General features: G+C 73.7%; 25 protein-coding genes. 14 read left to right on the forward strand and 11 right to left on the reverse strand.

The annotated features are described in order from the left end of the window. Positions 1-62: 62 nt before the first annotated feature. Positions 63-1,853 (reverse strand): glycoside hydrolase family 35 protein, encoded by a 1,791-nt coding sequence (locus ACYP53_RS43130; RefSeq protein WP_459651315.1) that lies wholly within the window; start codon positions 1,851-1,853, stop codon positions 63-65. A 286-nt stretch (positions 1,854-2,139) separates the two neighbouring features. On the opposite strand from ACYP53_RS43130, the gene ACYP53_RS43135 reads away from it, so the two are divergent. The 4 genes from ACYP53_RS43135 to ACYP53_RS43150 all read left to right on the forward strand — a co-directional run bounded on the left by ACYP53_RS43135 (position 2,140) and on the right by ACYP53_RS43150 (position 6,251). Continuing rightward, the gene (locus ACYP53_RS43135; RefSeq protein WP_459651316.1) at positions 2,140-3,927 is read left to right on the forward strand and encodes a hypothetical protein; all 1,788 of its coding nucleotides are present in this window, start codon (positions 2,140-2,142) and stop codon (positions 3,925-3,927) included. A 209-nt stretch (positions 3,928-4,136) separates the two neighbouring features. Further along, positions 4,137-4,682 carry a hypothetical protein gene (locus ACYP53_RS43140; protein ID WP_459651317.1) on the forward strand — a complete coding sequence of 182 codons (546 nt, stop codon included), beginning with the start codon at positions 4,137-4,139 and terminating at the stop codon, positions 4,680-4,682. 324 nt (positions 4,683-5,006) lie between these two features. After that, a complete protein-coding gene (locus ACYP53_RS43145) occupies positions 5,007-5,666 on the forward strand; it encodes a hypothetical protein (protein ID WP_189924306.1) in 660 nt (219 codons plus the stop codon). 15 nt (positions 5,667-5,681) lie between these two features. Then, on the forward strand, positions 5,682-6,251 hold the full coding sequence (locus ACYP53_RS43150) for a hypothetical protein (protein ID WP_459651318.1): 570 nt from the start codon (positions 5,682-5,684) through the stop codon (positions 6,249-6,251). 167 nt (positions 6,252-6,418) lie between these two features. Here the strand turns inward: ACYP53_RS43150 and ACYP53_RS43155 are convergent, their stop codons facing one another. Together ACYP53_RS43155 and ACYP53_RS43160 are read right to left on the reverse strand one after the other, a co-directional pair. After that, a complete protein-coding gene (locus tag ACYP53_RS43155; RefSeq protein ID WP_459651319.1) occupies positions 6,419-6,694 on the reverse strand; it encodes a hypothetical protein in 276 nt (91 codons plus the stop codon). Then, a complete protein-coding gene (locus ACYP53_RS43160; RefSeq protein WP_459651320.1) occupies positions 6,691-7,128 on the reverse strand; it encodes an ATP-binding protein in 438 nt (145 codons plus the stop codon). The genes ACYP53_RS43155 and ACYP53_RS43160 overlap by 4 nt, the downstream gene beginning before the upstream one ends. A gap of 235 nt (positions 7,129-7,363) precedes the next feature. On the opposite strand from ACYP53_RS43160, the gene ACYP53_RS43165 reads away from it, so the two are divergent. From ACYP53_RS43165 to ACYP53_RS43185, 5 genes are all read left to right on the forward strand, one after another. Continuing rightward, positions 7,364-8,218, forward strand: a complete 855-nt coding sequence (locus tag ACYP53_RS43165; protein WP_459651321.1) for a helix-turn-helix domain-containing protein — start codon at positions 7,364-7,366, stop codon at positions 8,216-8,218. A gap of 33 nt (positions 8,219-8,251) precedes the next feature. Next, a complete protein-coding gene (locus tag ACYP53_RS43170; protein WP_459651379.1) occupies positions 8,252-8,455 on the forward strand; it encodes a DUF397 domain-containing protein in 204 nt (67 codons plus the stop codon). 145 nt (positions 8,456-8,600) lie between these two features. Then, positions 8,601-8,891 carry a DUF397 domain-containing protein gene (locus ACYP53_RS43175; protein WP_459651322.1) on the forward strand — a complete coding sequence of 97 codons (291 nt, stop codon included), beginning with the start codon at positions 8,601-8,603 and terminating at the stop codon, positions 8,889-8,891. 68 nt (positions 8,892-8,959) lie between these two features. Continuing rightward, positions 8,960-9,337, forward strand: a complete 378-nt coding sequence (locus ACYP53_RS43180; RefSeq protein WP_459651323.1) for a DUF397 domain-containing protein — start codon at positions 8,960-8,962, stop codon at positions 9,335-9,337. Between the two features lie 162 nt (positions 9,338-9,499). Next, positions 9,500-9,829 carry a DUF1330 domain-containing protein gene (locus tag ACYP53_RS43185; RefSeq protein WP_459651324.1) on the forward strand — a complete coding sequence of 110 codons (330 nt, stop codon included), beginning with the start codon at positions 9,500-9,502 and terminating at the stop codon, positions 9,827-9,829. A gap of 6 nt (positions 9,830-9,835) precedes the next feature. On the opposite strand, the gene ACYP53_RS43190 is transcribed toward ACYP53_RS43185, so the two are convergent. Then, complete coding sequence (locus ACYP53_RS43190) at positions 9,836-10,792, reverse strand: NAD-dependent epimerase/dehydratase family protein (RefSeq protein ID WP_459651325.1); 957 nt, start codon at positions 10,790-10,792, stop codon at positions 9,836-9,838. Between the two features lie 162 nt (positions 10,793-10,954). On the opposite strand from ACYP53_RS43190, the gene ACYP53_RS43195 reads away from it, so the two are divergent. After that, on the forward strand, positions 10,955-12,358 hold the full coding sequence (locus tag ACYP53_RS43195) for an ALF repeat-containing protein (RefSeq protein WP_459651326.1): 1,404 nt from the start codon (positions 10,955-10,957) through the stop codon (positions 12,356-12,358). A gap of 74 nt (positions 12,359-12,432) precedes the next feature. Here ACYP53_RS43195 and ACYP53_RS43200 read toward each other — a convergent pair whose 3' ends face one another. Both ACYP53_RS43200 and ACYP53_RS43205 read right to left on the reverse strand, forming a co-directional pair. Beyond that, positions 12,433-12,699 (reverse strand): hypothetical protein, encoded by a 267-nt coding sequence (locus ACYP53_RS43200; RefSeq protein WP_189926800.1) that lies wholly within the window; start codon positions 12,697-12,699, stop codon positions 12,433-12,435. A 3-nt stretch (positions 12,700-12,702) separates the two neighbouring features. Next, positions 12,703-12,903, reverse strand: coding sequence for a hypothetical protein (locus tag ACYP53_RS43205; RefSeq protein WP_189926802.1), 201 nt, complete (start codon positions 12,901-12,903; stop codon positions 12,703-12,705). Between the two features lie 133 nt (positions 12,904-13,036). Between ACYP53_RS43205 and ACYP53_RS43210 the strand changes: the two genes are divergently transcribed. Then, on the forward strand, positions 13,037-13,558 hold the full coding sequence (locus ACYP53_RS43210) for a peptidylprolyl isomerase (protein ID WP_459651327.1): 522 nt from the start codon (positions 13,037-13,039) through the stop codon (positions 13,556-13,558). Between the two features lie 5 nt (positions 13,559-13,563). Further along, positions 13,564-13,983, forward strand: a complete 420-nt coding sequence (locus ACYP53_RS43215; RefSeq protein ID WP_459651328.1) for a hypothetical protein — start codon at positions 13,564-13,566, stop codon at positions 13,981-13,983. Between the two features lie 51 nt (positions 13,984-14,034). Here the strand turns inward: ACYP53_RS43215 and ACYP53_RS43220 are convergent, their stop codons facing one another. Further along, complete coding sequence (locus ACYP53_RS43220; RefSeq protein WP_459651329.1) at positions 14,035-15,141, reverse strand: RICIN domain-containing protein; 1,107 nt, start codon at positions 15,139-15,141, stop codon at positions 14,035-14,037. 47 nt (positions 15,142-15,188) lie between these two features. Further along, positions 15,189-16,325, reverse strand: coding sequence for an alpha/beta hydrolase (locus ACYP53_RS43225; RefSeq protein ID WP_459651330.1), 1,137 nt, complete (start codon positions 16,323-16,325; stop codon positions 15,189-15,191). A gap of 268 nt (positions 16,326-16,593) precedes the next feature. On the opposite strand from ACYP53_RS43225, the gene ACYP53_RS43230 reads away from it, so the two are divergent. Then, positions 16,594-17,577 carry a transcriptional regulator gene (locus ACYP53_RS43230; RefSeq protein WP_189926809.1) on the forward strand — a complete coding sequence of 328 codons (984 nt, stop codon included), beginning with the start codon at positions 16,594-16,596 and terminating at the stop codon, positions 17,575-17,577. 388 nt (positions 17,578-17,965) lie between these two features. Here the strand turns inward: ACYP53_RS43230 and ACYP53_RS43235 are convergent, their stop codons facing one another. The 3 genes from ACYP53_RS43235 to ACYP53_RS43245 all read right to left on the reverse strand — a co-directional run bounded on the left by ACYP53_RS43235 (position 17,966) and on the right by ACYP53_RS43245 (position 21,945). Then, positions 17,966-20,701 carry a M4 family metallopeptidase gene (locus ACYP53_RS43235; RefSeq protein ID WP_459651331.1) on the reverse strand — a complete coding sequence of 912 codons (2,736 nt, stop codon included), beginning with the start codon at positions 20,699-20,701 and terminating at the stop codon, positions 17,966-17,968. A 115-nt stretch (positions 20,702-20,816) separates the two neighbouring features. Further along, positions 20,817-21,470: a hypothetical protein gene (locus tag ACYP53_RS43240; protein ID WP_459651332.1), complete on the reverse strand. Its 654-nt coding sequence runs from the start codon at positions 21,468-21,470 to the stop codon at positions 20,817-20,819. A gap of 148 nt (positions 21,471-21,618) precedes the next feature. Continuing rightward, on the reverse strand, positions 21,619-21,945 hold the full coding sequence (locus ACYP53_RS43245; protein WP_189924334.1) for a cupin domain-containing protein: 327 nt from the start codon (positions 21,943-21,945) through the stop codon (positions 21,619-21,621). 71 nt (positions 21,946-22,016) lie between these two features. Between ACYP53_RS43245 and ACYP53_RS43250 the strand changes: the two genes are divergently transcribed. After that, positions 22,017-23,021 carry a GlxA family transcriptional regulator gene (locus tag ACYP53_RS43250; protein ID WP_189924336.1) on the forward strand — a complete coding sequence of 335 codons (1,005 nt, stop codon included), beginning with the start codon at positions 22,017-22,019 and terminating at the stop codon, positions 23,019-23,021. Positions 23,022-23,023 lie beyond the last annotated feature (2 nt).

The raw sequence follows: 23,023 nt of genomic DNA on the forward strand, positions 1-23,023 counted from the left end.
CCGACCCGACCCGGCCTGGCCTGGCCTGACCCGGCCTGGCCTGGCCCGTCCGCTCGTCCGGCTCAGTACTCGGAGCTCGGCGCCGCCGTGGTCGGCCCGAGGTCCGGCTCGTCCCGCAACTCCAGTGCCGTTCCGTGCCGTTCCAGCTCCAGCACGACCAGCTCGTTGCCGCCCGGCCGCCACAGCGGCGCCGGGGCGTAGAGGGTGCGCTGGGGTCCGGCGGCGCAGTAGCGGCCGAGCAGGAAGCCGTTGACCCACAGCAGTCCGCGCCCCCAGCCGGGCAGGGCCACGAACGCGTCGGCGGGGGAGGGCAGTTCGGTCGTGAAGCGATGGAACACCGGCTCGCCGTCGAGGATCTGTGCGTCGTCGGTGAAGCGCAGCCCCGACAGGTCGGTGAGCGGCAGCGGCCGGATCTGCCAGTCGAACAGCCGCTGGCCGCCGTGCGAGACGCCGCGGGTGATGCCCTTGCGGTCGTCCATGTTCGGGCCGTAGTTCACCCGCCCCAGCGCCTCGACCAGGATGTCCAGGGTGACCCCGTCCTCCCCGGTGGCCAGCGCCAGCGTCGCGCCGGGGGAGTTGCGGTCGAGGGTGCCCAGCGGGCGCCCGTCCGCGAACACCTGCGCCCGGTCGGCCAACCCGTCGATGCGCAGCGGCAGTTCGGGGCGCGGCCCGGGCACCCGGGTGCGGTAGTGGATCAGGCCCAGGGACTGCCCGAGCTGCTCCATGGGCAGCGGCGCGGCCCGCTCCACCGGCTGCGACAGCGCGTCCAGGTTCGCCGGCAGCGCCGCCCGCCCGTCCGCCCGCTCCAGCCGCTGCGGCGCCACCCGGGGCGGGTCGGTCGGCAACTCCTCCTGCAGCAGCGGCAGGTAGCGGCCGATGACCTCGCGCAGCGCGTGGAACTTCTCGGTCAGCTCGCCGGCCTCGCCGATCGGCGCGTCGTAGTCGTAGCTGGTGACGGTCGGCTCGTACCCGGCGTCCAGCGGGTGGGCGCCGGAGTGGTTGGCGCCGGCCCACAGGCCGAAACTGGTGCCGCCGTGGGCCATGTAGAGGCTGACGGAGGCGCCGGTGGCGAGCAGTTCGTCCAGCGAGGCGGCGGTCTCCTTGGCGTCGCGCACGTGGTGGGGCAGGCCCCACTGGTCGAACCAGCCGATCCAGAACTCCATGGCCGTCAGCGGCCCTTCGCCCTGGTGGCGGCGCAGCACCGCCAGCCGCTCGGGCGCGCGCGAGCCGAAGGTCGCGGTGGCCAGGTGCCCGGGCAGGGCGCCGCCCTGCTGGTTGGTGTCGTGGGCGCCGTCGGTGGTGAACAGCAGGCAGTCCACGCCGCGCCGCACCAGACCGTCGCGCAGGTGGCGCAGATAGGCGCCGTCGTTCCCGTAACTGCCGTACTCGTTCTCCACCTGCACCGCCACCACCGGCCCGCCCCGGCTCGCCAGCAGCGGCAGCAGCTGCGGTACCACGGCGTCGAACCAGCCGTCCACCTCGGCCAGGTACGCCGGGTCCGCGCAGCGCAGCCGCAGCCCGTCCACCGCCAGCAGCCGGGCCGGCAGCCCGCCGAACTCCCACTCGGCGCAGATGTACGGGCCGGGGCGCAGGATCACGTCCAGCCCCAGGCCGCCGGCCAGCCGCACGAACCGGGCCACGTCCCGCCAGCCGGTGAAGTCGGTACGGCCGTCGGGCAGTTCGTGGAAGTTCCACGGCACGTAGGTGTCCACCGTGTTCACCCCCAGCGCCCGCACCCGGCGCAGCCGGTCCTCCCACAGGTCGGGGTGGATGCGGAAGTAGTGCACCGCGCCGGCCACCACCCGGTGCGCCACCCCGTCCCGTACGAACCCGTCCGCGTCGTACCCGAGCATGCCCACTCCCCACCTTCAGACGTCCCGCCGGCAGACCCCGTTCCCCGCCGAGCCTAGCGAGGAACGCGACCGCGCGTCCGGCCGCCGCCGGCGTGTCAGCACGGCCGCGTCCTTGCTCCGACCGGGTGATCCGAACGACCCGTCCGGCGGCGGCCGTTGCCCCGTCCGGCGGCACGTCGTTAACGCCCACGAGGTACCCGAGGGCCCTCCCGCCCGGACCGGCGGCGGCCCGAACTCCCCGGACCCGAACTCCCGGACAGGACAGGAACGGAACACCATGGCGGACGTGGCGACGACGGCCCCCGAGACGCTGCCCCCCGACGCCGTGGCACCCGCCGAGCCGGAGGACGGGCGGCCGGAAGAGCGGCAGCCGCAAGGCCCGCGCCGGCCCACCCGTTCCCGCCTACCCGCCCGTTCCCGCCGCAGGGCCCTCGCCGTCGCCGGCGAGGCCGCCGTCTCCACCGGTGTCGCCCTCGGCTTCACCCTCTGGGCCCGCACCGTCGACGTCGACCCGCTCATCCGGATCGGCCAGGTCAGCGGCCTCGCCACCCTGCAGTTCCGGGCCGCCCTGATCGCCCTGCCCGTCCTGGCCGCCGTCCTCTACGCCGCACACCGCGCCTCCCGGCGCCACTTCCAGCACGCCCTGCGGTTCGGCTGCGCCGTCGTCGCCGGACTCGGCACCGGCATCGTCGCCGGCGGCATCACCGTCGCCCTGCACGGCACCCCCTGGGACCTCGGCGGCCAGGACGGCGACCCGGCCGGCCTCCAGGGCTACGCCGTGTCCTTCCTGCGCGGCGAGGGACTGCCCGGCATCTACCCGCCCGGCTTCATCGTGCTGCTCGCCGAATGGACCAGGTACCTGCGCCACGGCCAGGTCGGCTACGCCCTCCAGGACCTCCAGCTCCTCCTCAGCGCCCTCCTCGGCCCCGCCTGCTACCTCGCCTGGCGCACCCTGCTGCGCCCCGGATGGGCCCTGGCCGTGGCCCTGCCCGCCGCCATCGTCTTCCTGGACCCGATCCGGCCCTACAGCCACCTGGTGATGGTGGTCCTCCTGCCGGTCCTCGCCCGGCTGCTGACCGAACTCACCCGCGCGCCCGGCCGCCCGCCGCGCTCGGCGGCACTGCGCGGGGCACTCCTCGGCGGGGCGCTGGGGCTGCTCTTCCTCACCTACTGCGGCTGGTTCGTCTGGACCGGCCCCGGCGCATTGGTCGCGGTGGCGGCCCTCTTCCCGTGGCGCGGCGGCCGGGCGGCGGTGCTGCGCGCCGGGGCCCTGCTGGCCGCCGCGGCCGCCGCGTTCTGCGCGGTCGGATCGCCCCTGCTGCTGCGGATGCTGCAGAACGCCTCGGGCACGGTCGACCGCTACGCGTACTTCGACGTCTACACCGACCCCGCCTACGTCCTCGGCTGGCACCAGGACCGGCCCGGCCGGCTCACCGAACTGCCCTGGCAGCCGACCGGCGAACTCGCCGGCCAGGGCACCTTCACCCTCCTGCTGCTCGCCGGAGCGGCCGTGGCGCTCGCCCTCGGCCTGCGCCGGCCGGCGGTGATCGCGGCCCTGTCCTGCCTGGTCAGCGCGTGGCTGCTGCGGTTCTGGTTCGCCGGGCAGATGGAACGCGACCAGGCGGTGATGCTCTACCCCCGCACCACCTGGCAGATCCTCTACGCGCTGATCGCCCTCACCGTCCTCGCCGCGATGCTCGCCACCCGCACCGCCCGCGCCCTGACGGCCCGCACGTTCCCGACGCCGTCACCGACGCTCGGCCGCCGCCTCGCGGCCGGATCCCTGTGCGCCGCCGCCCTGTTCGCCGCCGTGGGCGCCTCCTGGTCGGCCAACCGCTACCAGCCCAGCGACCCCACCCACCAGAACATGGGCCTGGACGCCTGGCGCGCCCACCACCTCCAGCGCACCGACGGCACCTGCTCCCCGTACGCCGCCGCCGGCACCTGCACCGCCCCGCACGACCTGGGCCGCCCGGCCGAGAACACCTACCCGCTGCTGTGGTGCGGCAACATCCCCGCCGAACAGTGGACCGCCTACTGCGGCGCCCCGGCACCCTGGGCGAAGGCCAAGTAGAGCCGGACGGAAGCAGTCCCGGCCGCATCCCTGTCAGCGTCCCCGGCCTGGCCCAGGGGGTCGGCCGGAACCGCTACACGTGCATCGGATACGGCGACCTCGACGCCGCCGGAGCTCCCGTGTTGCAGAAGGCCGAGGTCGTTCCGAACTCGCTCTATGGACCAGAATCCAAGGCCTGGTACAACCCCGGGCTTCAATGAGAGCGATCAGTGGCACACGAATTCGACATCAACAGGCTCCTGGAGCTCATGCCCCCGCCGGACGGAGCCGGCGAATCCGGTGACTGGGCGGCGGCCGAGTCGGCGTGGGGACTGCGGTTCCCGCGCGACTACACCGAGGTCATCACCCGGTACGGGAAGGGGGAGATCGACCGCTCCCTCACCGTCTTCGCCCCCGAGGAGCTGCTGCCCCCGGACGCCCCCGGGACCGGCGTGCGCGGCATGACCGAGGAGGCGCGCTGGCTCTTCGAGGAGGACGGCGAACCCACCGACGAGGTCCGCTCCGCCGAGCAGATCATCGCCTGGGGCGGCTCCTGCACCGCCGACACCCTCGGCTGGCTGGCCGTCGGCGACGACCCCGACGCCTGGCCGGTCCTGGTCCTCGGCCGCAACGGCGGCGCGCCCCTGATCTTCGACATGGGGATGGCCGAGTTCCTCCACGGGGTGCTCTCCGGCGAGATCAGCCCGAGCCCTATCGGCGCCGTCGTCACCTGGGGCGAACAGCCGCCCCGCTTCGTCCACTGGAGCGCCGAGTAACACCAGCACACCAGAGCGCCCCGCCCCCACCACACCGGGGGCGGGGCGCTCGGCTGCTGTCGGCCCACCCGGTGCCGGTGAGGTGGTGCCGGAACCGTGTCGACCAAGATCGACGAGGCCGACGAACTGCCGCCCGACATAGCGGAATTGCGTTCCTTGCGTACTCCGGCAAGGAGCGGCCCCGGTCATTCCACGGCGCGATCGGGCCAACAACCCGAGTCACCGGCGACCCGTGGGACTCCCCTGGCTACCGTCGCTTCCGTCTGTCACACGGCCCGGGCACGGGGCCTGGGGGAAGCTGTGGCAGTCGAGGGGGGAGAAACTGTGAGGCTTTCACGTTTCAGCCAGGCGATCACCATGGGGGTGGCGGCCTGCGCGCTCGCCACGGTCTGCGTCGGCACCGCTCAGGCGGATCCGTCGCCCGGCCGGACCGCCTCCGTGGCCCAGCCGTCGAAGCACGTACCGCCCGCCGGTGCGAAGGTCGCCAAGATGACGGTCCGCGGCGTCGACCGGCAGGTCGCGGAATCGCACGGTTTCAAGGTGGTGACCGGCCCGGACGGCACCCAGCACGTGGTCCCGACCGCTGCGGCCACCAACCCGGACGGCAGTCCGTACAAGGCGACGACGGCCAAGGCGACGACGACGTTCAGCCCCGACAACGTGGTCGAGGGCAACTGCGGCGACTCCTACCTGTGGGTCCACGCCGTGGGCGGTTACGTCTCGGAGATCGAGACCGGCTTCGACCTCAACATGGGCGCGGTCGCCTACCACTGGCAGGTCAACAGGTCCGACACGTGGGGCTCCGACTCCCACTCGTGGGGCGGCGGCCTGGGAGTGGACACGTCCTGGCACGGTGAGTGGGACGTGCGCAGCGGCGGGGCGACCTGGGAGACCGCAGGCGTCGTTCCGTCCAGTGACGCGCTGCTGTGGGACGGTGAGATCTGTTCCAGCGGTGGGCCCAGCGACACCGAGTGGATCTTCTGACGGGAGAATGACCGGATGGTGACGATGTCGGGCGCGCCGTGGTCGGTGGCCTTGGACTACTCGCACGACGTGGCCTTCGCGCTGGCGGTCCGCGACGCGCTCGGCATCACCGATCCGCAGGGCCTGCCGGCGCTCGATCCGCCGCAGGCCCTGGCCGTCGACTCGGCCGTGCTGGCCGACGGCGGCTCCGAAGAGCTCTGGCAGCGCTGGTGGAGCCGCGCGCTCGACGCCACCCGGCGTGAGGAGGCGGGCGCTCCGGCGCTGCCGGAGGGCCTGCTCGGCCGGGTCGTCGAGGAGAACTTCGCCGCCCTTCACCACTGGAGTGGCGCGCGCAAACGCGAGGTCGCTCGCGTCACCCGACCCACTCACGCTGTTCCCCGTCTGCGGGACGCCCTGCGCGAGCATGAGCGGGCCAGCGGCGTCCGAATGGGCGGATTCCGGCTGCGGGTGACCGCGTTGCCTGTCGCCGGCCCGGTCTTCCTCCCGCTCGACGAAGAGCGGATCCTCGTCAGCATCACGGTGCTGTCCGACCGTGCGGACTATCTCGCGCGCCTCCTGGCGCACGTCGGCCGGACGTCCGACTGAGCCGGCCGACCCGGTGCCGGGCGGGCACGGGCCGACTGGCGACCCCTGACCGGCGGGCCCAGGAGCTGACGCACGCCGTCTCGTCCGGCGGCCGGGTGCCCAGCGCCCGGCCGCCGGTGGGGTTTTCCGTCCCCGCCCGGCGTTCGCGCCGGGCGGGGACGGGGGGTTCAGGGGTGGTGGGTGGTGATGGTGATCGGGTGGGCGGTCCAGTCGGTCATGCCGCCGACGTAGAGGGTGGTGCTCCAGCTGCCGCCCCGGGCGAGGCAGCGGGCGACGCCCTGGCCGCCGCCGGGGCCGATGCAGATCCGGATGTAGTCCCGGTGGGCCTCCCGGACGGGGAGTTCCCGCACCCGCTCCCACAGGACGGGCAGGGCGTGGTCGAGGCCGGGGAAGAGGGCGGGCGCCATGATGCCTGTGATCTCGGCCCGGACGACGGTGGTCACGCGGCGCTCTCCTCGGGGCTGACGTGGCACCAGACGAACTTGCCGATCCCGCCCTCGCGCGGGCAGCAGCCCCAGCTGCGGGCCAACTCGTGGACGAGGAGCAGGCCCCGGCCGGTCTCGGCGCAGACGGGCGCGTCGCGGAGCACGGGCTTCTCGCTGTCGGCGTCGTGCACCTCGATGCGGAGGGTGCCGTCCGGGGCGAGGTGGAAGCGGACGTGGATCAGCCGGTCGCGCGGGAATCGGGCGTGCTGGACGGCGTTGGTGACCAGCTCGCTGACGAGCAACTCGCCGGTCGGGAGGATGAGTTCGCCGATGGGGAAGGGGGAGAGGAAGTCGCGGAGCCGCTGCCGGGCGAGGCTGGGGGAGGTTCGGCTACGGGGCAGCCGGCAGGTCGATTCGGTGGGGGCGGGGGAGGGGGAGTCGGTTTCAGACATGGCGGAGCCACCTCCGGAGTGTGCGGGGTGAAGACGGCCGAGGAGGGCATGGGGATGCCCGGGTGATGAGCCCGCCATGATCACGCTGTGTGGCAGTACTCACTACTCCAGGTAGCATGCACCTGTGTTGGTGCAACCTGCAAGTGGGACTTCTGCAACGATGCATGTATGGCTACGCTGGATTGACGAATCGTCACAAGGCAGACTGGGGTTCGTCAGGTGAGAGGACTTGCGCATGGCCGATGAACCGAAGCCGACCGTCCGTGCCCGCCGACTCGGATCGGAGCTTCGCCGCCTCCGCGAAGCCGTGAACAAGGGGACGGAGGATGCGGCGCAGGCCCTTGCCTGTTCCCGCGCCAAGATCAGCCGCATAGAGACCGGCGCGTCCGGCGTTCGCCGACTGGACCTCGGGATCCTGCTGGACCTGTACGGGGTGGTCGGCAAGGAGCGCGATGCTCTTGAGGGGCTGGCGAGAGACAGCAAGAAGCGCGGATGGTGGCACGACTACGGCGACACGATCCCCTCGGCCTATGTCGATGTTCTCGGGCTGGAAGACGATGCCCGGTACATCCGCATGTGGCAGACCATGGTCGTCCCCGGCTTGTTGCAGACGAAGGGCTACGCCAGGGCGCTCCTGGAAGCCAATCCGGCTGCGGTGCGACCGGAGCGCATCGATCAGTTGGTCGAGATTCGGATGGAGCGCAAGGAGGTCCTCGCGAAGCCGGATCCGGCCCGGTTCTGGGCGATCATCTGGGAGCCTGTACTCAGGTGCCCGGTGGGAGGGGCGGAGGTTCACAGGGAGCAGTTGGAGCACTTGTCGGAGATGGCGCAGCTTCCCAACGTCACCTTGCAAGTGGTGCCGTTGGACGTGGGTGCGACTGCCGGTGCGTGTGGCGCCTTCGTGATGTACGGCTTCTCCGACTCGCCCACCGCCGGAGCGGTGTTCCTGGAGACACTGACAAGCAGCCACTACCTGGAGCAGCAGGGTGAACTGGATGGCTATGGGTTGGTCTTCGAGTACTTGCGATCAGCTGCTCTGAACCCCAAGGAGTCGCTGGATATGATCGCGGCCATCGCTGCGGCGACATGACGATGAGAACAGAAGAGGTGTGACCACGTGACTGTGCCGGAGAGTGGCGCTCGGGGTTGGTACAAGAGTAGCTACAGTGCCCAGGCGAACGAGTGCGTAGAGGCCCGGCAGTCGGTGTTGAGCGGGATGGCCGTCCGGGATTCGAAGGACCCGAACGGGCCTGCTCTGCTGTTCCCCGCCAATGCGTGGTCCTCGTTCCTCGCGGGGCTCAAGGGCGGGGAGTTTCCGGCGGGCTGAAGCGCACGGAGAGTTGCCCCGCACGGGCTCTGGCTGTGCGGGGCTTCTGCCTGCTACCTCTGGGCAGGGCGCCCGGCTGACAGTCTCGACATGATCGCTCGGGAGCGGCACGAGCTGTGCCGCTAAGCGCGTAGAGGGGTAGGAGATGCTCGCATCAGATTTCGGCAACGTCCTGTGGCGCAAGAGCAGCTACAGCGGGCAGGGCGGCGATTGCATCGAAGCGGCAGAGCTTCCGTCGGCGGTCGCTGGCGATGAGTGGCAGAAGAGCAGCTACAGCGCTCAGGCGAACGATTGTGTGGAGACCGGCCGGTCGGTGCCGGGTGGAATGGCTGTCCGGGACTCGAAGGATCCGAGCGGTCCGACCCTTCGGTTCACCGCAGAGGCCTGGGCTGCCTTCGTCGGCGGCGTGAAGGCCGGCGAGCTCTCGGACGGGTAGACGGGTCTCGGCGGGGAACGTTCGGGTGCGGCGGTAGCTGTGCCGCCGTCGGCTATCGGAGGGTGGGCATGCTCGCATCGGACTTCGGCGACGTTCTGTGGCACAGGAGCAGTTACAGCGGTCAGGGCGGTAATTGCGTCGAGATCGCCGGCTGTGTGCCGGTCCCCGGCCCGGGGATCAACTGGCGGAAGTCCTCCCGCTCGGGTGCGCAGAGCAACTGTGTTGAGGTGGCCGACCTCATGCATGTCCATGGCGCCGGGCTTGATTGGCGCAAGTCGTCCCACTCCGGTGCGCAGAGCGAATGCGTGGAGATGGCCAGTGGCGCGACCGGTGTCGTGCCGGTGCGGGGCTCGAAGGACCCGCATGGTCCTGTGCTGCTGTTCCCTGCCGATGCGTGGTCCTCGTTCCTCGCGGGGGTCAAGGGCGGGGAGTTTCCCGTCGGCTGAGGCGCACGAGGTCGCCCCGCACGGGCTGTGGCCGTGCGGGGCACCTGCGGTCTCGTACGTAGGGCCTACCTATGCGTGACGGATTCGGCTGCCACCGTCTCCGTCCTACTGTCGGGACGTCAGCAGGAAAAGCCCGCGACGACCCCCCCAGGAGCAGCAGCCATGACCGCCTACGCCATCGCCCAGGTCCACTCGGTGGAGTTCGGCCCCGACATCGTCGAGTACCTGGAGCGGATCGACGCCACGCTCGACCCGTTCGGCGGGCGCTTCATCGTCCACGGTGGTGCGTACGAGACCGTCGAGGGGCGTTGGGGCACGGGCGGGACGATCGTCATCGCGTTCCCCGACTTCGAGCGGGCCCGGGCCTGGTGGGACTCGCCCGCGTACCGGGAGATCCTGCCGCTGCGCACCCGGCACATGGTCGCCGACATCATCCTGATCGACGGTGTGCCGGGTGACGGCTACCGCGGGGCGGACGCGCTCAAGCACTGAGGCCTGTCAGGCGCCCAGCCGTTCGCGCCACCAGGCCACCGTGGCCTTCACCTGCTCCTCCAGTGGCGTGGCCCGGGCCGTGAACGCGCTCTCGTACGCGGTGGCGTCCACGACGAACGGGTGGTCGAACTGGTAGCGGGTTTCGCGCAGTTCGCGCAGCAGGGGGGAGAACAGGCCGGCCGCGCCGAGGAGGACGGGGGACAGGCGGCGCACCGTCACCGGGGTGGTGCCGGCTTCGGCGGCGAGGTGGCCGACCATCGCCCGCACCGAGGCGGCGGGGGCGGTGGGCACGTGCCAGGCCCGGCCCCAGGCGCGTTCGTCGCCCGCGACCTCGGCCAACGCCCGTGCCACGTCCGGCAGGTAGGTCCAGCTGTGCGGGGCGTCCGGGTCGCCGAGGGTGGCGACGGGGCGGCCCTTGAGCAGGTTGGGCATGACGCGGGCGGACAGGTGGCCGCTGTCGGTGACGCCCGGGCCGAAGAAGTCGGAGGCGCGTACCTCCACGGCCCGGATCCGCCCGGCCTCGTGCAGGGCCAGGGCCTGCTCCCAGGCCGCCGCGCGGACGCGGCCCTTGGGGCCGGTCGCGGCGAGCGGCAGGTCCTCGGTCAGCGGGCGGCTGGGGTCGGCCTGCGGCCCGTAGCCGTACAGGTTGCCGAGCATGACCAGGACGGCGCCGCTGTCCTCGGCGGCCGCGCACAGGGCGGAGGCCAGGGCCGGCCAGCGGTCGGCCCACTGGGGCAGCGGCGGTGCGGCGCAGCCGTGGATGGCGGCGGCGCCCTGGGCGGCCCGGGAGAGCGCGGCGGGGTCGCTCGCGTCGAGGGCGAGGTGGTCGACGCCTTCGACGCTCTGCTGTCCGGCGGGACCTCCGGTGCGGGTGACGACCCGTACCTCGTGGCCCTGTTCGGCCAGCAGGCGGGCGGTGGCGGCCCCGGCGGGCCCGTGTCCGACGACGAGATGGAAGCTCACCGGCCCCACCCTATCCAGGCCGTGGGCGGGGCAACGCGGCGGTGGTGGGGTGGCGGTGGGGGCATGTGATTATTCGGTATGGGAAGCGTAAAAGACGATCTATGCTGTCGGGGTTCATGATCCTCACGCGAAGTAAGGTCCGCCGCATTGAAGCTGCCCCGGGTGTCCGCCGTCGTCGCGGCCGCCGTCCTGGCCCCCGCCGTCCTCTTCCCCTCGACGGCCTCCGCCGCCGACGCCCCGCAGCCGGCCGGCGTCTCGGGTCCTGACACCGCCTCGGGCTCGGCACCCGACACGGCGTCGGACACCGTGAAGGAGACGGCGAAGGACGCCGGCAAGGACACGCCGAAGGACGCCGGTCAGCCGACCGACCAGGAGAAGAAGGACCGCGCCGAGATCGAGCGCCTCCTCGCCGACCCGGCCAGCGGGCCCAAGGTGCGCGAGACCGCCGAGAAGGCGCTCAAGGGCACCGCCGCCGAGCTGCGGACCTATCTGGAGACCGGACTCGAGGCCGCCCGCCAGACCGACAACCGGCTGCTGGTCGTCCAGATCTCGGACCGCGGCGGCCCGGCGGTGCGCAAGGCCGCCGACAAGGCACTGCGCGGCACCTACCAGGACATCCTCGACTTCCTGAAGACCGGTCAGTACGTGGCCCGGGTCGAGGACCAGGACCGGGCCGAGGTCGAGCGCATCCTCGCCGACAAGGACAGCGGGCCCGGTGTGCGCGAGGCGGCGGAGAAGGCGCTCAAGGGCACCGCCGCCGACCTGCGGCACTTCCTGGAGGTCGAGCTCGGCCAGCAGCGCAAGACCGACAACCGGGTGAAGGTCTTCCAGATCCTCGGCACGGGCGGCCCGGCCGTGCAGAAGGCCGCCAAGGCCGCCCTCCTCGGCACCGACGAGGACGTGGCCGAGTTCCTGAAGACCGGTCAGTACGTGGCCCGGGTCGAGGACCAGGACCGGGCCGAGGTCGAGCGCATCCTCGCCGACAAGGACAGCGGGCCCGGTGTGCGCGAGGCGGCGGAGAAGGCGCTCAAGGGCACCGCCGCCGACCTGCGGCACTTCCTGGAGGTCGACCTGGCCAAGCAGCGCGGCGACGACAACCGGGTCAAGGTCTCCCAGATCATGGCCACCGGCGGCCCGGCCGTGCGCGAGGCCGCCGGCAAGGCGCTGGACGGCGGCGACGCGGCCGTCCTGGCCTTCCTCACGGACGGCTGGGCCAAGGCCCGCGCCGTGGACGAGGCCGCCGCGGCGGCGTCCGGCAACGGGAACGGCAACGGCTCCGGGAACGGCTCCAGCACCGGCGCCACTGCCCAGGGCGGCGGGCAGGCGCAGGCCGTCCAGCCCGCCGGCCTCACCGGGACCGCCACGGGCGCCAGGACCACCTCGGGCACCGGCACCGGCGGCGGGATCACCACCGTGGGCACCGGAACCGGCTCCGGCTCCGGCTCCGGCTCGCTCGCGGCCACCGGTGCCGACGGGATCGGCTGGGAGGCCGGCGGCGCCGCCGCGGCCCTGGCCGCGGGCGCGGCGCTGGTCGCCGTCTCCCGCCGCCGCGCCACCGAGAGCTGACGCCGGGAAAGTCGTTCCCCGCGCGTCCCCGGCCGCCGCCCGCCACCACGGGCGGCGGCCGGGGACGCGGCGTGTCAGTCGCCGGGGTCGGCGAACCGGCGCTCCATCCGCTCGCGCCACCGGGCCGCGTTACTGCCGTCCAGCTGCCCGGCGAAGGCGCGCCGGGCCGCCTCGACCAGGGCCGGCGGCACGTCGGGGCGGGCCATCTCGATGGCCCACAGCGCCTCGTCGGTGTCCGTGTCCAGGCCCAGGCAGCTCGGCACGCCCCGCCCGGCCAGGGTGCCGGCCAGCACCGACTCGAAGACGGCCCGCAGCTGTTCCGGATCCTTCGGTTCCCACATGTCTCAGTCACCGCCGCCGCTGTCGCCCGAGTTCTTGCGACGGTCGCGCCGGTACCTGCGCAGGGCCTCGCCGCTGCGGACCGTGAGGGCCGCGACCACCCGGGTCCAGGCCGGTCCGCCCCGGTCGGCCCACACCACGCAGGCGCACCCGGCGACGACCAGCGCCAGCAATCCGATCAGCACCGCGCCGATCACCGCGGTCACCCGCCCTTCGTCCGTACGTCAGGTTCCACGTGGGGATCCTTCCACCCGGTTCGGCCGCGAACCCCGGGTCTGTGCCAGGATGCCGTAGCCGATCTTCCTGGTCACCGCACCAGCCGCACCCGAGGAGTCACCCGTGGCCACTGCCCGGTTCGCCACCCTGCACACCACGGCGGGCCCGATCCGCCTGGAGCTGTTCCCGTTCCACGCGCCGAAGACGGTCCGCAACTTCGTCGAACTCGCCGAGGGCACCCGGGAGTACACCGACCCGCGCACCGGTGAGCCGGGCAGCGGCCCGTACTACGACGGCACGCTCTTCCACCGGGTGATCAAGGGCTTCATGATCCAGGGCGGCGACCCGACCGGCGCCGGCACCGGCGGGCCGGGCTACGCCTTCGCGGACGAGTTCCACCCGGAGCTGTTCTTCACCAAGCCGTACCTGCTCGCGATGGCCAACTCCGGCCCGGGCACCAACGGTTCGCAGTTCTTCGTCACGGTGGGCACGCCCGCGCACCTCAACCGCAAGCACACCATCTTCGGCCAGGTCGCCGACGCGGCCTCCAAGGCCGTGGTGGACGCGATCGCCACCGCCCCCACCGAGGACGACCGCCCGGTGACGGACGTGGTGGTCGAGTCCGTCGAGATCACCTGGTCCTGATCGCGATGACCCCCGACCCGGCGCAGAGCTTCCCGCAGCACCCGATCCGCGGGGTGCAGGCCCGCTACGTCCGCCAGAGCGGCTGCCCCTGCGACGTGGCGATCGTCACCGTGGACTTCGAGCCGTGGGAGGAGGGCGTGCACCTGGAGGTGGCGCCGGACGCCACGGTGCGCGGCGACTCCGATCCGCACTACCTGGCGCTGTTCCACGCGGCGCTGGCCGAGGGGGTGCGCGAGGAGCTGGCCGAGCGGGCGCCGGGACGGGCGGTGGCGCTGGCGGTGGTGGTGCACTTCACCGTCGTGCACGAGATCGACTCGCGCGAGCACTCCTTCCGGGTGGCCGGACGGCTGGCCGCGCGCGAGGCCCTGGCGCGCGAGGCCCTGGCGCGCGAGGCCCTGGCCCGGGAGGACGGCGTCACGCGATAGCGGACGGCCGCCGCCCGTAGCGCGGGCGGCGGCCGTGGAGAGCAGGATGCGTCAGCTGCAGCTGGTGAACGTCGGGCTGGTGTTGGCGATGTAGAGGGTCGGCCCGGCGTTGGGGTCGGAGGTCACCGGGATGGTGATGGTGTCGTCGGCGGTCCACGGGATGCCGTGGGCGTCGAACGTCCAGGAGCCGGTCACCTTGCGGGCGACCTCGGCGAGCGTCACCCAGCCGTACTGCTGCGGCGGGACGGTGACGGTGACGGCGTTGTTGACGGTGCGCGAGCCGTTCCAGACGTTGGTGAAGGTGATGGAGGTACCGACCTTCACTCCGAACACGTTCGGGGTGCCGGCGGAGATGTCGCTGCCCAGCGTGCTGCCGAGGGTGCTCGACCAGCCGCTCATGTCGGTCACCGCGAAGTTCTGCTGGACGGTCCCGCTGGTGTTGTTGAACCAGACCGCGGAGGTGCAGATCCGGGGCAGCGGTGCGGCCGGGCCCTCGCTCTGGACGGCCCAGGAGCAGGTGGAGGCGTCCTTCTGGCACTGCTTGGCGGCGTGGTCGACGGCCAGGGTGCGGGCGGCCTGCGGGAAGCCGGTGGCCCACTGCTGGTTGGCGGTGCCGTTGCAGGCGTACTGGTCGGTCCAGGCGTCGTCGTACTGGGCGCCGTTGAGGAGGTCCAGGCAGGTGTTGTCGCCCGCGTGGCGGATGAAGAACGCGTCGCCGCCGCTGGGGGCGGGCTGCAGGAACCAGCGCTGGCTGGCCTGCCCGGCGCAGGTCTGCTGGCGCAGGACCGGGACGAACCAGGAGGCCAGGTCGATGCACTTGCCGGTGTCGTTGTTGACGATGGTGAAGGTGTAGTCGGAGGTGTCGACGTTCAGCCGCCAGGACTGGTGGTAGCCGGGCGCGGAGTTGGTGACGACGTAGACGCCGTCGCCGGTGTTGCCGTTCTGGACGTCGAGCTGGCGGCCGTTGCCGAGCGACTTGATGGTCAGGCACTGCTGCGGGGTCGCGCACGCGGCGGCCGGAGCGGCGGCGGGCGCCGGGGCCGGGGCGGCGTGGGCGGGCGCGGCGGCCAGGCCCAGGGCGGCGCAACAGGTCACCAGGAAGGCCGCGAGCAGGCGCAGCCAGGGCGCCGTACGGCCGGAGGTCGTGGTGGTGGGCAAGGAGGGTGTCCTTTCAGCGGGAGGCGGGAAGGGAGAGGAGAAGGACGTCAGGGCGCGGCGGCGAAGGCCGCTTCCAGGCGCGGGACGTAGTCCACGAGGTCCTGCGCCCAGCAGCCCGCGGTGTGGCCGCCCTGGCAGTCGGCGCCCCAGCCGGTGCCGTCGCCGTAGTCGACGTAGTGGTACGGCAGTTGGAGGGCGTCCAGGCGGTCCTTGAGGCGCTTGGCGGTGCCCTCGGCCCAGAACTCCATGTCGGCGGGGTTGCCCTTGCCGTTGCCGGTGTAGACGGCGATGCCGGTGTGGGCGAGCGCGGCCGCCCGGGAGACCGGGTCGGCGGCGTTCCAGCGCCAGTCGGCGTTGAACACCGGGTACGGGGTGCCGAAGAGCGCGTCGCTGGAGACGGTGGGCCCGTAGTCGAAGCCGCAGGGGCGGCCGTCGCTGGGGCCGCACAGCACGGTGCCGGCGTTGGTCAGCATGGCGACGATCGCGCCGCGCAGGACCATCTGGTCGGCGGACAGGTCGTTGGCGCCGGACATGGTGAGGACCTGGCCGAACAGGTCGGGGCGGTCCTGGGCGTAGTGCAGGGCGCCGAAGCCGCCCATGGACAGGCCGCCGACGGCCCGGTGGGCGCGGTCGGTGCGGGTGCGCAGGTTGGCGTCGACGAACGGGAGGACCTGGGTGAGGTGGAAGGTCTCCCAGTTCTGCGCGCCGGCGGCGGTGCCCTGGTCGAGCCAGTCGGTGTACCAGCCGCGCAGGCCGCCGTCCGGGATGACGGTGATCATCGACTGGGCGGCGGTCAGGGCGGGGTAGGCGAGCGCCGGGTCGCTCGGGTTGTCCGAGGCGCCGTGCAGGAAGTACAGCACGGGGTAGCGCTTGTCCGGCTGCTGCGCGTAGTCGGCGGGCAGCAGGATCCGGATGGTGTGCTGCCCGGCGACCTTCGGCGTGGTGACGGTGATGACGAAGTTGGTGGCGGTGCCGGTGGCGGTGCCGACCTGGGTCAGCCCGAAGCCGTCGGCCAGCGGCGGCGGGCCGGGCGCGGGCTCGGCGTTTCGGGCGGTGGCGGCGGGCGCGGGCGCGGGGACGGCGGCGGCCGCGGGCGCGGCGAGCAGGAGCAGGCCGGCGGCCAGGGCGGCGACGGCCGTCCGGGCACGCCGCGGCCGGGCGGGCAGGAGCCGGGCTGGGGTCATGGTCGTCCTCGGCCTTCGACGGTCGGTGGGTCCGGGGGCCCGGTGGTGGCGGGCTCGCGTTCCGACAGGGCGTGCTGACGGGGCGTCCTGACGAACCGTCTCACACTGCGTGTCTGAACATCGACAACTTTCGTCACATCGACCGCCCCGGCGCCAGAGCCCGCGGCGGCCCACCTGGGCCACTGGCGCATGTGGGCCACCCGCCCGGGTAGGCTCCTGCGGCCGCCCGACACACCCGGGCGCAGTCCACGATGACCGGGGGGATGTCGTGCACGACGTACTGGATCCGGACTCCGAACGCGGCCGCGTCTACCGCGGCCTGGTCGCCCGGCCGCGGGCCCGGGTCGCCGACCTGGCGCACGGCGCCGGCCTGGACGAGGACACCGTGCTGGCCGTCCTGCGCGACCTCGCCGACGAGGGCGTCGCGGTCGCCTTCGACACCGCCGGCAGCGCCGACGACCGCGACCACGCCTGGGAGGCGCTGCCACCGGGCCGGGTCGTCGAGACGGTGCTGCAACGCGACGCGCTGCGCCAGGCCACCGCCCGCCGGGCCGGCGACGAACTCGAACGCCTCTACCGCTTCGCCCGGCGCGACGCCGGCAGCTACGGCGCGCTGGAGGTGGTCGAGGACCCCGCCGAGGTGCTCGCCGCCAGCCGCCGCCTGCAACTGGCGGCCCGCCACCAGGTACGGGTCATCGACGTGCCGCCGTACTCCGGCAGCCACGCCCACTACGCCGACCAGGAAGTGCTGCAGCGCCGACGGATGGCCGCCGGCGTCGTCTACCGGGCGATCTACCAGGGCTGCGCGTTCGAGGACCCGGTGGCCGGGCCGAACATGGCGCGCATGGTCGAGGCGGGGGAGCAGGCCCGCACCCTGGACGAGCCGCCGCTCAAGCTCGCCATCGGCGACGACGACCTCGCCATCGTCACCCTGCCCGCCGACGACCGCCCCGGCGTCGTCTCCCTGCTGATCCGCCCCTCCGGCCTGCTGAACGCCCTGACCGCCGTCTTCGAGACCCTGTGGCGCCTGGCGGTGCCCGCCACCGTCGTCGGCGTCGACCTGCGCATCGACGAACGCGACCGGCGCATCCTCACCCTGATGGCGGGCGGTTCCACCGACGACGCCATCGCCCGCCGGCTGGGCGTGGGCCGGCGGACCGTGGTGCGCCGCGTCTCCACCCTCCTCGCCCACCTGGGCGCGACCACCCGGTTCCAGGCCGGGGTTCAGGCCGCTCGGCGGGGGTGGTTGTGAGGCGGGGGTGTGTTGGTGTTCGGGGGGCTCTCGGGAGGGTGGGTGCGGGGGCGGTTCCGGGGGTGGGCGCTCCGAGGGGCTGGATGATTTTCAGACTGCCGACTCTGAGGGTGGGGGGTCGGGCGCCGTTGGCAGTCTGAAAATCACCCGCCACGCCCCTCTCCGCGCCCACCCCCTCCACCGCCCCCTCCCGCAGCGCGTCCCTCTCGCCTGGTGGGGTGTGGGGGTAGGTGGTGGGCGCGCGGGGCGTTGCCCGCGCGCCCACGGAAGGGGCGGGTTCGGGGGTGGGCGCGGAGAGGGGCGTTGCCCGCGCGCCCACGGGGATTGGGGCGGCGCGGCCGCGGGGCGAACTGCCCCGCGGCCGCGCCGTCGTGCCGGTGACCTTCGGTCAGCAGGTGCCGGCCGGGCGGTCGCGGACGACGAGGTCGGTGCGGCCGGTGGTGGCGTCGAGCCAGATCACCCGGGTGCCCTGGTCGGCGGCGGCCTCGTACTGGCCGCCGCGGTCGCAGGAGAGGCGCTGCGGGGTGCCGCCGGTGAGCGGGACCTGCCACAGCTTGGGCAGGGCGGCGTTGGTCCAGCCGCCGGCGGGCTTGTCGCTGTCGACCCGGTAGGTGACGGCCTGGTCGGAGGCGGTGAGGACGGTGGAGCGCGGGGCGTTCGGGGAGTCGCCGCTCAGCAGGTCGGCGATGCCCGAGCCGTCCAGGGCCGCGGAGCGGATGGTGGCGTGCCGGGTTTGGTCGGCGGGGAAGTCCAGCCACAGCAGGCGTCCGCCCGCCAGGGTGAGGGAGGCGGCGCTGCCGGGCCCGGTTCCGGCCGGGGCGTGTTCGGGGTAGCGGGCGGTGATCTTCCCGGCGGCGACGGAGTAGAGCGTCGGTACGGTCACCAGCCGGCCGTCGCCGTCGCGCCAGGTCTCGTTCCAGGCGAGGGTGCCGTCCTTGAGGGCGAGTCCGGACGCGTCGTGCCCCTCGGGCAGCGGGAGGGCGACCGGCGCGCCGCCGTCGTGGCTCAGGTAGGGCCGGGTGTGGCCGTTCTCGGTGAGGGTGAAGGCGATGTCGGTGCCGGAGATCCGGGCGTTGCCGAGCTGCTGGGCGGTGCCGGTGGAGCGGAAGACGCTGCGTACGGGGCCGGCGCCGCTGAGCGGGGCGGTCAGCACTTCCTGGCCCGCGCCCTGGGGGCCGCCCATGGCCGCCCAGACGGCGTTGGTGCCGTCGGTGGTGGCCCAGCTGTGGATGCGGCCGTCCTCGGGGCTGAGGCGTACCGGGGTGCCGTGCCCGTCGACGGTGCCGGTGTACAGGCCGGTGCCGGCGGGACCGTCGCCGAGGATCAGCCAGTGGCCGCGGGCGACGGCCGGGGTGGCCATGCCGTTGGAGATGTTCGGCAGCAGGGTGCGGCTGTCGGTGCCGAGCCGCTTCTGCCAGCCGGGGGTGATCCCGTGCGCGTCGAACGCGGCGGCGACGGAGCGCAGTTGACGCTTGGTCAGGCCCAGGTCGCGGCCGGCCGAGAGGACCGCGTCGCGGCCGGCGGTGAAGTCGTCCAGCGGGGTGAGGTAGTCGGCGAGCGCGTGGTAGACGACCCGGTCGGCGGTGAGCGGGTCGAGGGTGCGCCGGATGTCCCACAGCGCCCCGCTGAAGATGGTGGAGTTGTAGTGCGCTCCGCCCTGGTCGATCTCGTAGCGGGTGCCCAGGTAGTCGGCCACCGTGGTGCGGTGGTCGTCCAGGCGGCGCTGGGCGCAGGCCTGCGGGGTGCCGCCGCGGCACAGGCCCTCGCCGAGCAGTGCGGCGGCGGGGTCGTCCATGGACAGGCCGCGGGCGGTGGCCTCGATGGCGTTGCCGAAGTAGTCGGAGATCCCCTCGTTCATGGCGCCGGGCTGGCCGAGGGCGAACAGGTTGGCGGTGTGCTCGACGACGCCGTGGGTCATCTCGTGCCCGGCCACGTCCAGGGCGACGGAGAACGGGTAGTAGTCGGGGCCGCCGGAGCCGTAGACCATCTTGGAGCCGTCCCAGAACGCGTTCGGGAACGGCTTGCCGCCGTCGCTCGCGTTCACCACGGAGACGATCGCCCCGCCCTTGCCGTCCAGGCCGTCGCGGCCCAGCCGGTCGCGGTAGAAGTCGTACACGATACCGGCGTTGACGTGGGCGTCGGTGGCGCCGTGCTCGCCGGTGGCGGCGGGGAAGGCGGGGGTGGGGGAGGAGGCGGGGACGGCGTCGGCGGGGACGGGCACGTGGTCGAAGTCGCCCGCGTCGCGGCCGTCGGCGTCGTAGGTGGTGATGGGGGCGGGGCGGGTGAGGTCGGTGAACTGGTAGGTGCCGTCGGCCCGTTTGGCGATGTGCACGGCGGTGGTGCGTCCGTGGACGTCGGGGGCGGTGCCGGTGGCGGGCTGGAGGCCGTCGGCGGGCACGGCGGGAGCGGCGGTGGTCGTCGCGGCGGTCGCGGGCCGGGGTGCGCGGGCGTCGTGGGCGAGGGCGACGGTGCCGGTGGTGGCGTCGACGTACACCTCCCGGGCGGTGGCGGCGGCCTTGTCGCGCACGGTGAAGTGCTCGGTCAGGCGGCCGCCGCCGCCGGGCAGGATCACCGCTCCGAGGTCCTCGGCGGTGGCCGAGTCGCGGGAGCGCGGGTCGGGGAGTTCGGCGAGCGCCGCCTGCCGCAGCGTCCCGGCCGGGACGGCGGGGGTGGTGGGGGCGGTGAGCCCGGTGAAGTAGCGCCCGCCCGCCGACTGCACCTTCTGCCCGGCGCCCTGGCCGGTCAGGTGCACCAGGTACTGGCCGCCGAGCACGGGGATCCCGCCGTGGCGCTGCTCGAACCTGACGGTGCGCCGGCCGTCGGGGCCCTGGGTGGAGCCGAGTTCGGCCAGCTCGCCGGTGTCGACGCGGTAGCGGTCGGGATGGGCCGCGAGGTGGGCGAGCGCGGCGGGCGCCGGGTCGCCGGGGGCGGGGTCGGACAGGCCGGTCACCAGTCGCGGGGCGGCGGTGTCGGTGCCGGCCACCAGGGCGGGCACCGGGTCCGCGTCCGGCGCGGGGGCGCCCGCCGCCGGCAGGGCCAGGGCGGGCGGCACGGCCAGCGCCAGCGTCACGACGGCGGTGGCGCCGAGGGTGAATGTGCGGGTGGCACGGGGGAGTCGGGGCACGGCGGTCCTCTCGCGCAGGGGTCAGGGGCGCGGCGGCACGACGGCCACCGCACCGACCACAATAGGCAGGCCAACGGCATATGTCGACTGACTGCCCATTGGGACTGACCGCCCGTCAAGGTCCGCGCAGGCCCGCGTCCTCGGCCCACCCGCCCAGCCGGACGGCCGAGGCCACCGCGGCGGCCAGGCAGGCCAGGGCCAGCACGATCCAGAACGGGATCGCCAGCAGGCTCGGCCGCCCGGTGGTCATCCGCCCGCCGTCCTCCAACCAGACCTTGACCTCGTGGTTGTCCGGGTAGGGCTTGTCGACCGGGCGCTCCTCGCTGAACTGCCGACCGTCCACGCTCCACCGGTAGGTGCAGCCGTACGTCCGGTCGCCCAGCCCGCCGCCCTCCACCGCCACCTGGCCGGTCACCCGGCAGTGCGTCACCACCGCCCACACGCTCGGCGGCTCGTGCACCCGGGTGCGGACGGTGTCGGCGGCCTGGGCCGCCGCGAACGCCGTACCCCACAGCGCCAGCAGGAGCAGCACCGCGAAGGAGGCGACCGGCGCGAAACCGCGGCCCGCCGCCCGGCGGCTCAGCGGGACGCCGGCGGCGACGGCCACCGCCAGCGCCACGGCGCACACCCACAGCCGCGCCCCGCCCACCGGCCGGTCCTGCGACCACGCCCACACCGCCGACCCGCCCGCGACGGCCAGCACCGCCAGCGCCACCGCGGCCGGCGCCGTCCACCCCCGCCCCCGCCGCCCGTACGTCAGGTCGCCCACGTCGCCGTCCTTCCCCCGTCGTCCGGCCCTCCCGCCGATCCTCCTACCGCCCGGGGGCCCGCCCACACCCCAGGGCCGGGATCCGTGCCGAGCGGTGACGGGGCCGCGACATCGTCACGGGCCGCCCGGTGCCGGGGTGGTCGGGTGTTCAGGCCTTCGTCACGGTGACCCCGAGCATCCGCGCGCCCGTCTCCGTGCGCGGCCGGTGGCTGCTGCCCGGCGCGAACACCACGTAGCTGCCCGCCGGGTGACGCTCCTCGCCCTCGATCACCTCCCCGCTCAGCACGAAGTACCGCTCCTCGGCGTCGTGCACGTCGACCTCCGGCCACCGGCTGCCCGGCGCGAAGTCGATCAGCCAGCCGCGCGCGTACCCGGTGGCCGTCAGCCGGCGCCGCACGATCCCCGGCGCGACCTCCACCGGCTCCACCTCGTCCACCAGCAGCGACGTCTTCAGTTCCATCTCGTTGTCGTCCATGCCCCCACTGTGGCCGCCCCCGCACCCACCGCCCCAGAGTCCTAAAAGACATCCTCGGGTACATTCCTGACATGAGCGTCGCAGCCCCGGAGAGCACCGGAACCGCCCTTGTCCGTACGCCCGCCGCGCGCCGCCATCGGGTGGTGGCCCTGCTCGGCGCGCCCCAGTCGCCCTTCGAACTCGCCTGCGCCGCCGAGGTCTTCGGCACCGAACGGCCCGGACTCACCGCCCACTACGACTTCCGGCTGTGCACCCGCACCCCCGGCCCGGTACCCACCACCCTCGGCGTCCCCCTGCTGGTCGAGGACGGCCTGACGGCACTCGAGGAAGCCGACACCGTCGTCGTCCCCGGCTGGCAGCCGCCCGGCTCCCCCGTCCCGGCCGACGTCCTCGCCGCGCTGCGCGCCGCCCACGCCCGCGGCGCCCGGATCGTCTCCATCTGCACCGGCGCCTTCGTCCTCGCCCGAGCCGGACTCCTCGACGGCCGCAGCGCCACCACCCACTGGGGCCGCACCGCCCAACTCGCCGCCGAATACCCCGCGTTGCGGGTCGACCGGGACGTCCTCTACGTCGACCACGGCGACGTCGCCACCAGCGCCGGATCCGGCGCCGGCATCGACCTGTGCCTGCACCTGCTGCGCCACGACCACGGCGCCGCCTACGCCGCCCAGGTCGCCCGGCACATGGTGCTGCCCCCGCACCGCGAGGGCAGCCAGCTGCAGTACGCCGCCACCCCGGAGCCGGCCCGGGCGGACGAGTCACTGGCCCCGCTGCTGGAATGGGCCGGACAGCGTCTGGGGGAACGCCTGACAGTGGACGAGCTGGCCGCCCGCGCCGGGGTGTCCGGGCGCACCCTGGCCCGCCGCTTCACCGAGCAACTGGGCACCAGCCCCGGCCAGTGGCTGCTGGCCCGGCGCATCGACGCCGCCCGCGCCCTGCTGGAGCGCACCGACCTGCCCGTGGAGGCCGTCGCCACCCGCGTCGGCCTCGCCTCCGCCGTCAACCTGCGCCGCCGCTTCCGCACCGCCGTCGGCACCACCCCGGGCGCCTACCGCCGCACCTTCGGCGGCGGTTGACA

The sequence above is a fragment of the Kitasatospora sp. Ki12 genome, from assembly GCF_054601375.1.

Coding starts and splice junctions, on each gene's coding strand:
- ACYP53_RS43180 (WP_459651323.1), top strand. CDS start 8,960: ATGCTCGCATCGGACTTCGGCGACGTTCTGTGGCACAGGAGCAGTTAC.
- ACYP53_RS43160 (WP_459651320.1), bottom strand. CDS start 7,128: ATGTCTGAAACCGACTCCCCCTCCCCCGCCCCCACCGAATCGACCTGC.
- ACYP53_RS43165 (WP_459651321.1), top strand. CDS start 7,364: ATGGCCGATGAACCGAAGCCGACCGTCCGTGCCCGCCGACTCGGATCG.
- ACYP53_RS43250 (WP_189924336.1), top strand. CDS start 22,017: ATGAGCGTCGCAGCCCCGGAGAGCACCGGAACCGCCCTTGTCCGTACG.
- ACYP53_RS43175 (WP_459651322.1), top strand. CDS start 8,601: ATGCTCGCATCAGATTTCGGCAACGTCCTGTGGCGCAAGAGCAGCTAC.
- ACYP53_RS43130 (WP_459651315.1), bottom strand. CDS start 1,853: ATGCTCGGGTACGACGCGGACGGGTTCGTACGGGACGGGGTGGCGCAC.
- ACYP53_RS43215 (WP_459651328.1), top strand. CDS start 13,564: ATGACCCCCGACCCGGCGCAGAGCTTCCCGCAGCACCCGATCCGCGGG.
- ACYP53_RS43200 (WP_189926800.1), bottom strand. CDS start 12,699: ATGTGGGAACCGAAGGATCCGGAACAGCTGCGGGCCGTCTTCGAGTCG.
- ACYP53_RS43185 (WP_459651324.1), top strand. CDS start 9,500: ATGACCGCCTACGCCATCGCCCAGGTCCACTCGGTGGAGTTCGGCCCC.
- ACYP53_RS43245 (WP_189924334.1), bottom strand. CDS start 21,945: ATGGACGACAACGAGATGGAACTGAAGACGTCGCTGCTGGTGGACGAG.
- ACYP53_RS43225 (WP_459651330.1), bottom strand. CDS start 16,325: ATGACCCCAGCCCGGCTCCTGCCCGCCCGGCCGCGGCGTGCCCGGACG.
- ACYP53_RS43150 (WP_459651318.1), top strand. CDS start 5,682: ATGGTGACGATGTCGGGCGCGCCGTGGTCGGTGGCCTTGGACTACTCG.